We start from the raw sequence: 11,630 nt of genomic DNA, 5'->3' as shown, positions 1-11,630 counted from the left end.
GGTTCACTCCTCGGATTCTTCGACACCGTGCTCGATGTCAAGGCGGTTCATGTACCAAGCGTAGTACCCGATGATCAGGCAATACACCACCAGCGCACCCTGCGCACCCACCCAGAAGCTGAACGGCCAACCGAAGAAGTTGAAGCTCAGGTCGCGAGCGAAGTAGCTCACGACAAAGGTCACCACGAACCAGATTGCTAGCAATATGGCCGTGATGTTCAGGTTTTTCCGCCAGTATCGGCGGTGGTTCTCAGTCAATTCCATGGCATCGACCTCTTTTCAAGAACACCCTTTCGGGCAGATCACGGGCGCCACCCGTCTCCTTCCGGTGGCTTGCAACCGACCCGTGCGTGAGCAAACTCGCGTCACGGCTCCAGCGCCAGAAGAATGCCTGCCAGCATGCCGCCGGCATGCATTCAGGTCGAGGCAACGCCCAGACCCGTCTCGCGTTCGAGCTGCGCCGCCACTTTCGGCTCGAACTTCTTGAGGTGGCGAATGATCCTCGCCGCCTCTTCGGGCTCTTGCCGGTCGACATGAACCCGTGCCAGCTGGTACCAGCCGTAGGGACTCATGGGTTGCAATTCGGTGTTCTTGCGCAGCGCCATCACGGCGTCGTCGAAACGACGCAGGCGGATCAGGCACAGTGCCAGGCCATACCAGGCGCGATCCAGTTGAGGGTCGATGTCGGTTGCTCGACGAAAGGCCTCTTCGGCCTGCTCCAGCCGCCCTGCCTCTTCCCGCAAAAACCCCAGGTTGAACCAGGCCGAAGCCTGCCTAGGCTGCAGCTTGACCAGCCGCTCGATCGAGTCGATGGCACCGGACTTGTCCCCCAGTTCGGCCTGCAGGTGGGCCCGTGTCGCCAAGGCATAGGCGTTGTCCGGACGCGATGCCAGATGGCGCTCGATGCGGGCCAGGGCCTGCGTTTTCTGTCCGGCCAGCAACAGCAGGCGGACCTGCCAGCGCACATACCAGTCTTCGAGCGAATTTTTCATTGACACAGCTGCACCCCGATCTTCACGCAATGGGAGATCTTGGCCACTGTCGCCCCCGCCCAGACCAGCCCCAACAACAGAAACGCCACCAGTGGATGGTGGCGTTCCAGCACGAAACGCGGTGTGATCAGGCGCGCCAGCAGCACAAAGGGCCGTCCGATCTGTTCCAGCACCTGGTAGAACAGGTTGGTTGACTTGCGCTGCCCTGCCAGCAGTCCAAGCACCCATTGCCCGAACAGCGCCATCAGCGCGATTTCGGCAATCAGTTTGATGGCGAGGATGAGCGTCAGCATGTAAGGATCGTGTAACGGTGGGCCCATTCTGATTTGGTAACTTACCAACTCCTTACAAACTTGTCCGACAAGCACAGCCCTCCGGTCAAACACCAAGAGGGTTTACCCTGGCCCACTCTGGCCCGGATGTAGGATCGGTTCACCCCGTCACACAATCGTTGCGCCATGGACAACGCATCTTCATCTTCCAGCTTGCTCGCCAGCGCGCTGGAGAGCCACCGGGCTCTGGGCATGCTGGCGCCATCGACGCGGGCGTCCCTCGCAAAAGCCCTGGTCCCGGAGCAGGTGCCGGCCGGCGAACGACTGTCCGGCAGCGAGCGTTTCGGGGACCACCTCTACTGGCTGCTCGAAGGCCAGGCGGAGCTGCTCGATGCAGACGGCGACCCGGTGCTGGATCTGCAGGCGGGAGACCTGTTCGGCCTGGGCCTGGGCGATGCGCTGGGCGTCTTCGGTGCCAGGGCCACAACAGCCGCCACCTGCGTCCGACTGGATGCCCTTACGGTGCAGACCCTGTGTCGGGAAGCACCGGGACTGGCCTATTTCTTCGGCCCTGTTCCCGGCGCCCCCAGGCCGGGACCCGGCGCCAGGGTCGGAGGTGGCGGACCGAGCGACCCCGCGCTCAACCTCATGACCACACCGGTGCGCGCCCTGATCAAGCGCGAGCCGGTCGCGCTGTCGCCGCAGACCAGCATCCGCGAAGCCGCCCGGGTGATGAGCGAGAAGCGCGTGTCTTCGGTGCTGATCGTCGAACAGGACCTGCTGTTCGGCCTCATCACAGACCGCGACCTGCGCAACCGCGTGATCGCAGCCGGGCTCGACACCTCGCGTCCCATCGCCGACATCGCCACATTGGCGCCGATGAGCATCGACGTGCACAGCCCGGCCTTCGATGCACTGCTGCTCATGGCGCGACACAACATCCACCATGTGCCGGTGCTCGACGGCCAGCGCATCGCGGGCATGATCACCGCTACCGACCTGACCGAGCAGCACAGCACCTCGGCCGTCTACCTGGCGGGAGACATCTACAAGCAGACCACGCTCGAAGGACTGCAGGCGGTGGCGGGCAAGGTCAAGCGCCTGCAGCAGAGCCTGGCGGCGGCCGAGGCATCGGCCTACAGCACAGGCCACATCGTCACCGCCATCACCGACGCGATCACGAGCAGGCTGCTGCAGCTGGGCGAAGCGGAGCTCGGGCCGGCCCCGGTCGACTACGTGTGGGTGGCAGCGGGTTCGCAAGCCCGCAGCGAGCAGACAGCCAAGTCCGACCAAGACAACTGCATGGTGCTCGACGACGCCTACGACGAGGCGCTGCACGGGGCCTACTTCAAGGCTCTGTCGACCTTCGTCTGCGACGGGCTTGATGCCTGTGGCTACGTGCACTGCCCTGGCGAGATGATGGCGATGACGGACGAGTGGCGACAACCGCGGCGCAAGTGGATGGAGTACTTCGCACGCTGGACCGGCCAGCCCGATCCTAAGTCGCTCATGCTGACCTGCGTGTTCTTTGACCTGCGAGCCATCCACGGCAACCTGGACATGCTCGACAAGCTGCGGCGGGACGTCCTGCAGCGCACCCAGGGCAACAGCATCTTTCTGGCCTACATGGTCGGCAACGCGCTTCAGCACCAGCCCCCCCTGGGCTTGTTCAAAGGGCTCACCACCATCCGCAGCGGTGAGCACAAGGGAACGATCGACCTCAAGCACAGCGGCATCGTTCCCATCGTGGACCTGGCCCGCGTCTACGCGCTCGCTGGGGGCGACAGTGCCGTCAACACGCACGACCGCCTGCTCGGCGCGGCAGCGGGTGGTGCCATCAGCGAGCAGAGCGCCCGCGACCTGCGCGATGCCCTGGAGTTCCTGGCCTTTCTGCGCATTCAGCACCAGGCGCGCCAGATCACCGCGGGTCAGAACCCCGACAACTTCCTCAGCCCCGACGAGATCTCCAACTTCGAGCGCACCCAGCTCAAGGACGCCTTCGCGGTGGTGGCTTCTCTGCAGGGCGTGCTGGCCCAGAGATACCGGATGTGACCCCCCGCGCTGCCTGCGGCGGGGGGGTCAGTACCTGATCCGGGCGTAGTAGGTCTTCTGCGCGGCCTCGCGCGCTTGGCCGAGGGTGCGAATGCCCTTTTCCGCCAGCAGCGGAATCAGCTTGAGGAACACCTCGGCCGTCACCATGGCGTCGCCCATCGCGGTGTGGCGGCCGATGACGGTGACGTTGAAGCGCTCAGCGATCGCCTCCAGCCGGTGGGAGTCCTGGTTCGGGTGGATCACCGCCGACAGCAGCAGCGTGTCCAGCACCGGCTGGTCGAACGCCACACCGGTCTGCCCTTCCTTGAGCTGCAGAAAGCGCATGTCAAAGGCCGCGTTGTGCGCCACCAGCACCGTGTCCTGCGCAAACGCATGGAAGGCCGGCAGCACCTGGTCGATGGTCGGCTGGCCGATCACCATCTCGGGCTGGATGCCGTGGATCGGGATCGTGGCCGGCGGAATCGGCCGTTTCGGGTCCACCAGCTGCTCGAAACACTCCTGCCGCAGCAGCTTGTTGTTGACCAGGCGCGCAGCCCCGATCTGGATGATCTCGTCGCCCTGCGACGGGTTCAGGCCCGTGGTTTCGGTGTCGAACACGGTGTAGGTCAGCTCGGTCAGCAGGCGATCGTCCATCGAGCGCGTCTGCTCGGTGGTCTTGAACAGGTCGAAGTCGTAGTACTCGGGTCGGCTGTCGCTGCGCACGAAGGTGGCGGCATCCACCTGCTCCTGCGGGCTGGCCAGCGGCAGCAGGATGCGGAAAAAGGCCTGGTGGCGGATGCGCTCGCGCTCAAACCAGAAGGCGCCGTTGTGCCGCTCGACCACATCGCGCACCGTCAGGCGCTGGGTCTCGCCCCCCACCGTCATCGGGTCCATCTCCCAGCTCATCACGGTCTCGGTGCTCATGGCCTGGCCACTCCAGATCAGGTCCAGCCAGGCCTTGCCCGCCGCCCCGGTGGCAGGCTGCAGGCGCAGCTGCACGAAACGCACCTCGAACTCGTCAGACAGGCGCCCCGTCAGGTACACCAGGGCCTGGATCAGCGAAAAGCTCTCGATTCGCAACCACAGCGCGCCATCCACCTCGGCGGCCGACACCGGCACCGAGGTCGCCACCTCAATGCGCTTCAGGGCCGCGGTCACGAAGTCGGCACCCAGCATGTCCTCCAGCGGCCAGCGGGTCTTGAGGCTGTCGGCCGAGCCAGCCTCCAGGTCGCCGATGCGCCGGCTCAGGGCGCCTGTCTCGTCGCGGATCACGCCCAGAAAGCGCTCGCGCATCGCCGCATCCAGGTCGGGGTAGTCCAGCATGTCCAGCGCCGCCTGCATGTTGGCCAGCGCCGCCCGGCTGCGTTCGGTCAGCGTGTGCAGCACCTGGTCCTTGGCCGCCTCGACCTCGAACTCGCGCGTGATGTTGTCCAGCATGAGCACGAAGCCCGTCAGCGCCGCGCCGGACGCATCGGCCTCGTCGCCGGCCGGCGCGCGCACCGGCGTCATCTGCACGCGCAGCAGCTGGCCGGCCGGCGTGGTGGTGACGAACTGGGCCGAGGGCTGGGCGGCACCGCGCGCCATGCGCTGCTGGATGTTCTCCAGCGCGTGCGCCACCAGCTTGCGGTCGAACACGCTGTAGACCGAACGCCCCAGCCCGATCAGCTCGGCGCCCCCGGCCACGCCCGGCGCCTGCGACAGCGCACGGAACTGCATGCGCGCCCGGTTGTTGTAGAGCAGGATGCGCCCGTCCAGGTTGCAGACCACCACGCTCTGGGTCAGCTCCGACATCAGCGCCGCCAGCCGACTTTTCTCCTGCTCGATGCCGCGCGCCGCTTCGTGCACCTTGCGGTCCATCTCGCGGCGCAGGTCTTCCCGCTGTGCCACCAGCTGGTTGAACAGGCCCACCAGCACCTTGGTTTCTGCATTGCCCTTGGGCGTGAGTTCGCGCACCACGTCGGTCTTGAGCAGGACCTGGGCCTCCTCGGCCAGCTGCACCGAGGGCGTGACCCACAGGTCGAACCAGCGCTTGAGGCCCCAGCCGATCACCGCCATGCCGGCCGCCCAGGTCAGCACGAGCAGCGCCAGGCGGTCGCCCACGGTCTGCAGCACCGCCTGGCGTTCCTCGGCCTCCATGGCCGAACCGATGAGGCCGACGGTCGCACCCAGCCACAGCAGGGAGGCCACCGCGGCCGCGCCCAGCAGCCACCACAGGCGCGGGTCGGTCTTCTTCTGAAGACTCATGCAGCGCCCCCCAGCAGCTCCCGCACCTTCTGCACCAGTTCCTTGGTCGAGAACGGCTTGGTCATGTAGGCGTTGGCGCCCAGCGCCAGGCCCTTGGCCACGTCGGTGTCGCGCCCCTTGGCCGTGAGCATGACGATCAGCGTGTCTCGCACAGCCTCGTGGGCGCGCACCTCGCAACAGACGTCGAAGCCGGTCTTGATCGGCATCATCACGTCCAGCAGCACCAGCGCCGGTCGCTCACGGACGATGGCGTCCATCGCTTCCTGGCCGTCGCGCGCCAGCACCACCTCGTAGCCCTCGCGCTTCATCAGGAACTCCAGCGAGATCAGGATGTTCGGTTCGTCGTCGGCGATCAGAATCTTGGTGCTCATGTGTCTTGTCTCCTCTGTGGGTCTGTCTGTTCATGCCCTGCGGCCACTGGCAGCGAGAACCCGAAGCAGGCGCCCTGCCCCGGCTCCGACAGCAGCCACATGCGCCCGCCGAAATGCTCGACGATCTGGCGGCTGATGGGCAGCCCCAGCCCAGTGCCGCCGGGCCGGTAGTGCGCGTCGCCGGCCACCTGCCGGAACTTCTCGAACACCATGGCCTGCTGGTCCAGCGGTATGCCGGGGCCGTTGTCCTGAACCTCGATGCGCACGCTGCCACCATCGCAGTCCAGACGCAATACCACCTGTCCGTTCTCGCGCGGTGCGTACTTCAGCGCGTTCGACAGCAGGTTCAAAACCACCTGGGTCAGGCGGTCGGCATCTGCCTCCACCAGGGGCACATGCCCGACCAGTTCCCGCTGCAGCGCCACGCCACGCTCCCGGTACATCTCGGCCATGCTGTCGGCCGCCTGCTCGGCCACCTCGCGCAGGTCCACTTCGGCCACGGTCCACTCCGCATGCCCGGCCTCGATCTTGGCCATGTCCAGCACCTGGTTGACCAGGCGGCTCAGGCGCTCGGCCTCGGTCACGATGATGCCCAGAAACTGCTGCCGCTGCGCCAGTTCCATGGCGTCATCGTCGCGCATGAGTTCCGACAGCGCCCTGATGGATGTCAAAGGCGTGCGCAGCTCGTGCGTCACCGACGACATGAAGTCGTCCTTGAGCCGGTCCAGGCTCTGCAGCTTCTCATTGGCCTCCCGCAGCTCGGCGGTGGCACGCTCCAGCGACTGGGACTTGTCCTCCAGCGCCTTCGAATAGGCCCGCAGCTGCGACGCCTCGTCCAGGATGCGCATCACATCGTCGAGGTCCAGCTGCTCCTCCTCGGCCACCGAAGCCACCATCACCCGGGCCGAGGCGCTGCCGATGGCACCTGCCAACTGGGTCTCGACAAAGTGCACCAGTCGCGCGTCGGCCGGAATGTCGTCCAGCTGCGCCACGCCGCGGTCGCGCGCATGGGCCTGCAGCAACTGACCGGCCTTCGCGGCACCGAGGAAACGGGCCATCAGGGCCTGCAGGTCGGACACCTGAGCCCGCCCCTGCCAGAACACCGGGCGCGCACCCTCGGTGCGGTGAAACACATCGACAAACAGCAGCGCCTGACTGGTCTCTGCCGCCGTCGGTGCGCGCCAGAGGGACACCGCCACATAGGCGCCGACGTTGGCCAGCAGGCTCCAGAACAGCGCATGGGTCAGGTTGTCCAGGCCGCTCAGACCCAGAAAGGCCTCGGGCTTGAGCCAGGACCATCCGAACAGGCCATGGACCAGAAAGCCATCGGGCAGCCAGCCCGACTTTGCCAGCGACGGCAGCATCAGCGTGTAGGCCCACAGGCCGAAGCCCAGCACCAGGCCCGCCAGCGCACCGCGCTGGGTGCCGCCCTTCCAGTACATGCCACCCAGCATCGCGGGCGCGAACTGCGCCACCGCGGCAAAGCTGATCAGCCCGATGCTCACCAGCGCGTAGGCCTCGCCCGCCAGGTGGAAGTACAGGTAGCCCAGCAGCAGGATCAGCAGGATGGCCAGGCGCCGGATCAGCAACAGCAGCCCGGTCAGGTCGCTGGCCGAGCGCATGCCGACGCGGCGGCTGCGCAGCAGCAGCGGCATCACCAGGTCGTTGCACAGCATGGTCGACACCGCAATCGCTTCCACGATCACCATGCCTGTGGCGGCCGAGAGTCCGCCCACGAAGGCCAGCAGCGCCAGCCCGTGCAGCCCCTCGGACAAGGGCAGCGACAGCACGAAGGTCTCCGGGTCCATGCTGCCCGGGCCGAAATGCATCAGGCCACCGATGGCAATGGGCAGCACGAACAGGTTGATCAGCAGCAGGTACAGCGGAAACACCCAGACCGCGCGGCGCAGGTGCTGCTCGCGAACGTTCTCGACCACCATGACCTGGAACTGGCGCGGCAGGAACAGCACCGACAGCATGGCCAGCAGCGTCTGCCCGGTCCACTGTGCGTAGGCGAAGGGCTGGCCCTGGTCGAACTGCAGCAGGCGGTGGATGGCCTCCTGTGCGTCCGCTTTCTCGAACAGGTCACCCAGCCCGTCGTAGAGACCAAAGGACACGAACACGCCCACCGAAAGGAACGCCACCAGTTTGACCACCGACTCGAAGGCGATGGCCGCCACCATGCCCTCGTGCCGTTCGGTGCTGTCCAGATGCCGGGCACCGAACACCATGGTGAAGCCTGCCAGCGCCAGCGCCACATAGAGGGTGCTGTCGCGCCACCAGTGCTGCGGCGCCGCAGCCGCCTCGCCCGGCGGCGAGGTCAGCACCGCGTAGCCGCTGGCGATGGCCTTGAGCTGCAGGGCGATGTATGGAACGATGCCCACCAGCGTGATGAGCGTCACCAGCCCGGCCAGCAGCGGGCTCTTGCCGTAGCGGCTGGCAATGAAGTCGGCGATGGAGGTGATGCGGTAGGTGCGGGCGATGCGGATCATCTTGCGCACCACCATCCAGGCCAGGATCATGGCCAGCATGGGCCCCAGGTAGATCGGCAGGAACCACACGCCCGAACTGGCGGCGCGGCCAACGCTGCCGAAGTAGGTCCAGGCGGTGCAGTAGACCGCCATCGACAGCGCATAGACCCAGGCATTGCCGATGACCGAGCGCCCCGCCTGCGCGCGGCGGTCGCCCCAGTAAGCCACGGCAAACAGCAGCAGCAGATAGGCAAAGGAAACGCCGATGACCAGCGGGGCGGACAGCATGGTTCAGTGGCGTTCGCCTTCCGGCGTGACCTCGGGTGAGCGCTCGACGATCCAGGCCAGCGCGGCGATCATCAGGCCCCAGATCAGGAACAGCGCAGCCGGAAACAGCGGCAGGCCCAGCACCCGGACATCGTGGTCCCACAGAGCAAGCAGCGGAAAGTTGAACAGCAACAGACCCGCCACGAACAGGGCCACCAGGCGTTGGGCGTCCAGTCCTTGAAACATGCGCGTCTCCTCGGTCGGCGGCGGCCTCCTGGGGCCGCCTTTGTGCCTGATTGTGCGCCAGGCACTGACCCCGGCCTTACGCTGGCGCACAAAGCAAAACGGCCGGGCAGAGCCCGGCCGTTTTGGCATTCAAAGGTCGGCGGTTACTTGGCGGACGACGCCAGCAGCTGCCAAGTGTCGACCACCGAGTCGGGGTTCAGCGAGATCGAGCTGATGCCCTCATCTCGCAGCCACTGCGCGAAGTCCGGGTGATCGCTGGGGCCCTGGCCGCAGATACCCACGTACTTGCCCTCGGCCTTGCAGGCGCCAATGGCCAGCTTGAGCAAGGCCTTGACGGCCGGGTCGCGCTCGTCGAAGTCGTGCGCCAGCAGCTCCAGACCGGAGTCGCGGTCCAGACCCAGGGTGAGCTGGGTCAGGTCATTGGAGCCGATGGAGAAGCCGTCGAAGTACTGCAGGAAGTCCTTGGCCAGCACCGCGTTGCTCGGGATCTCGCACATCATGATCAGCTTGAGATCATGCTCGCCCCGCTTCAGACCCTTCGCCGCCAGCAGCTCAGTGACCTTGCGCGCCTGCTCCAGCGTGCGCACGAAGGGCACCATCACCTGCACGTTGGTCAGGCCCATGTCCTCGCGCACTCGCTTGAGCGCTTCGCACTCCATGGCAAAGGCTTCGGCGAAGTCCTCGCTGATGTAGCGCGCCGCGCCACGGAAGCCCAACATCGGGTTCTCTTCGTCGGGCTCGTAGCGGCTGCCGCCGACCAGCTTGCGGTACTCGTTGGACTTGAAGTCCGACAGGCGCACGATCACCGGCTTGGGCCAGAACGCAGCGGCAATCGTCGCCACACCTTCGGCCACCTTGTCGACGTAGAAGGCGCGCGGCGAGGCGTGGCCACGGGCCACCGATTCCACCGCCTTCTTCAGGTCGGCATCGACGGCCGGGTAGTCCAGGATGGCCTTGGGGTGCACGCCGATGTTGTTGTTGATGATGAACTCCAGCCTCGCCAGACCGACGCCGCCGTTGGGAATCTGGGCGAAGTCGAACGCCAGCTGGGGATTGCCCACGTTCATCATGATCTTGACGTCGATCTCGGGCATGGTGCCACGCTGCACTTCGGTGACCTCGGTCTCCAGCAGGCCGTCGTAGATGTGGCCGGTGTCACCCTCGGCACAGCTCACCGTCACCAGCGTCCCGTCCTTGAGATGGTCGGTGGCATTGCCGCAACCGACCACGGCCGGGATGCCCAGCTCGCGCGCGATGATGGCCGCGTGGCAGGTGCGGCCGCCGCGGTTGGTGACGATGGCGCTGGCGCGCTTCATCACCGGCTCCCAGTTCGGGTCGGTCATGTCGGTCACCAGCACGTCGCCGGGCTGGACCTTGTCCATCTCGCTGATGTTGTGCACCAGGCGTACGGGGCCGGTGCCGACCTTCTGGCCAATGGCGCGGCCCGAGGCCAGCACGGCGCCCTTGCCCTTGAGCTTGTAGCGCACCTCGGTCTTGCCAGCCGACTGGCTTTTCACCGTCTCGGGCCGGGCCTGCAGGATGTAGAGCTGGCCGTCGGTGCCGTCCTTGCCCCACTCGATGTCCATCGGACGCCCATAGTGCTGCTCGATCACCAGCGCGTAGTGCGCCAGTTGCTCCACTTCGGCGTTGGTCAGGCTGTAGCGGTTGCGCAGTTCGACTGGCACGTCCACGGTCTTCACCAGCTTCTTGGTGGCGGCCTTCTCCTCGGGCGTGGAGAACACCATCTCGATCAGCTTGCTGCCCAGGTTGCGGCGGATCACGGCCTTCTTGCCAGCCTTGAGCATGGGCTTGTGCACGTAGAACTCGTCGGGGTTCACCGCCCCCTGCACCACCGTCTCGCCCAGACCGTAGCTGGAGGTGATGAACACCACGTCCTCGAAGCCGGACTCGGTGTCGATGGTGAACATCACGCCCGCTGCGCCGAGGTCGGAGCGCACCATGCGCTGCACGCCGGCCGACAGCGCCACGTCGGCGTGGGCGAAGCCCTTGTGCACGCGGTAGCTGATGGCGCGATCGTTGTACAGGGAGGCAAACACCTCCTTCATCTTGTGCAGCACGTCCTCAATGCCGTGCACGTTCAGGAAGGTTTCCTGCTGGCCAGCGAACGAGGCATCCGGCAGGTCCTCGGCGGTAGCGGAAGAACGCACGGCGAACGAGGCGTCGGGGTTGCCTTCACTCAGGCGGGCGAACTCTTCGCGGATCGCCTTTTCCAGATCGGCCGGGAAAGGCTGGTTCTCGACCATGGCGCGGATCTCGGCGCCGGCTTCGGCCAGCGCGCGCACGTCCTCGGTGTCCAGCGCGTCCAGGCGGGCGTTGATGCGCTCGGTCAGACCATCGAATTTGAGGAACTCGCGGAAAGCATGGGCCGTGGTGGCGAAGCCCGTGGGCACCTTCACCCCCTGGGGCAGTTGCGAGATCATCTCGCCGAGGCTGGCGTTCTTGCCGCCGACGACCTCGACATCGCTCATTCGCAGTTTTTCGAAAGGCACGACCAGGGCGGTCGGCTCGAACAGGTTGGACATGGAAGACTCCTAAGGTTGAAAAACCGGGGGGCTCCATGCGCCAGCGGGTGACCTGTGGTTCTGTTATGGGTCGTGCACCGGGCAGGGGGCGAGCAATCTGGGCGCCCGTGATTGTAGGATGGTGCCGCCAGCGCCGGACCACCCCGTGTCCGCCCCCCTGTGAAATCAGCAGGGACTGGTCATGAAATTTCTT

9 protein-coding genes are annotated in these 11,630 nt (G+C 66.0%); 1 reads left to right on the top strand and 8 read right to left on the bottom strand.

Features of this window, described 5'->3' with window-relative positions; all coding sequences use genetic code 11:
- Positions 1 to 3: 3 nt before the first annotated feature.
- From ACFOPI_RS08010 to ACFOPI_RS08000, 3 genes are all read right to left on the bottom strand, one after another.
- A complete protein-coding gene (locus ACFOPI_RS08010; RefSeq protein WP_382172756.1) occupies positions 4 to 264 on the bottom strand; it encodes a DUF4212 domain-containing protein in 261 nt (86 codons plus the stop codon).
- A 152-nt stretch (positions 265 to 416) separates the two neighbouring features.
- Entirely contained in the window at positions 417 to 992 is a 576-nt protein-coding gene (locus tag ACFOPI_RS08005) for a tetratricopeptide repeat protein (RefSeq protein WP_382172754.1), read from the bottom strand.
- Positions 989 to 1,285, bottom strand: a complete 297-nt coding sequence (locus ACFOPI_RS08000) for a hypothetical protein (protein WP_382172752.1) — start codon at positions 1,283 to 1,285, stop codon at positions 989 to 991. The genes ACFOPI_RS08005 and ACFOPI_RS08000 overlap by 4 nt, the downstream gene beginning before the upstream one ends.
- A gap of 165 nt (positions 1,286 to 1,450) precedes the next feature.
- On the opposite strand from ACFOPI_RS08000, the gene ACFOPI_RS07995 reads away from it, so the two are divergent.
- The gene (locus ACFOPI_RS07995) at positions 1,451 to 3,316 is read left to right on the top strand and encodes a putative nucleotidyltransferase substrate binding domain-containing protein (protein ID WP_382172750.1); all 1,866 of its coding nucleotides are present in this window, start codon (positions 1,451 to 1,453) and stop codon (positions 3,314 to 3,316) included.
- Positions 3,317 to 3,343: 27 nt separating this feature from the next.
- Here the strand turns inward: ACFOPI_RS07995 and ACFOPI_RS07990 are convergent, their stop codons facing one another.
- The 5 genes from ACFOPI_RS07990 to ppsA all read right to left on the bottom strand — a co-directional run bounded on the left by ACFOPI_RS07990 (position 3,344) and on the right by ppsA (position 11,437).
- On the bottom strand, positions 3,344 to 5,539 hold the full coding sequence (locus ACFOPI_RS07990) for a 3'-5' exonuclease (RefSeq protein WP_382172748.1): 2,196 nt from the start codon (positions 5,537 to 5,539) through the stop codon (positions 3,344 to 3,346).
- Complete coding sequence (locus ACFOPI_RS07985; RefSeq protein ID WP_382172746.1) at positions 5,536 to 5,910, bottom strand: response regulator transcription factor; 375 nt, start codon at positions 5,908 to 5,910, stop codon at positions 5,536 to 5,538. Before ACFOPI_RS07985 ends, ACFOPI_RS07990 begins: the two co-directional genes overlap by 4 nt.
- Positions 5,907 to 8,669, bottom strand: a complete 2,763-nt coding sequence (locus ACFOPI_RS07980; protein WP_382172744.1) for an ATP-binding protein — start codon at positions 8,667 to 8,669, stop codon at positions 5,907 to 5,909. Before ACFOPI_RS07980 ends, ACFOPI_RS07985 begins: the two co-directional genes overlap by 4 nt.
- Before the next feature lie 3 nt (positions 8,670 to 8,672).
- Entirely contained in the window at positions 8,673 to 8,894 is a 222-nt protein-coding gene (locus tag ACFOPI_RS07975) for a hypothetical protein (protein WP_382172743.1), read from the bottom strand.
- Between the two features lie 143 nt (positions 8,895 to 9,037).
- Complete coding sequence (gene ppsA / locus ACFOPI_RS07970) at positions 9,038 to 11,437, bottom strand: phosphoenolpyruvate synthase (RefSeq protein ID WP_382172741.1); 2,400 nt, start codon at positions 11,435 to 11,437, stop codon at positions 9,038 to 9,040.
- Positions 11,438 to 11,630: the final 193 nt, after the last annotated feature.

Source organism: Hydrogenophaga luteola (assembly GCF_042648585.1).
Taxonomy (GTDB): Bacteria; Pseudomonadota; Gammaproteobacteria; order Burkholderiales; family Burkholderiaceae_C; genus Hydrogenophaga; species Hydrogenophaga luteola.
Note: the sequence above shows the minus strand (reverse complement) of the source record. Positions and strands in the feature narration are given on the sequence as shown.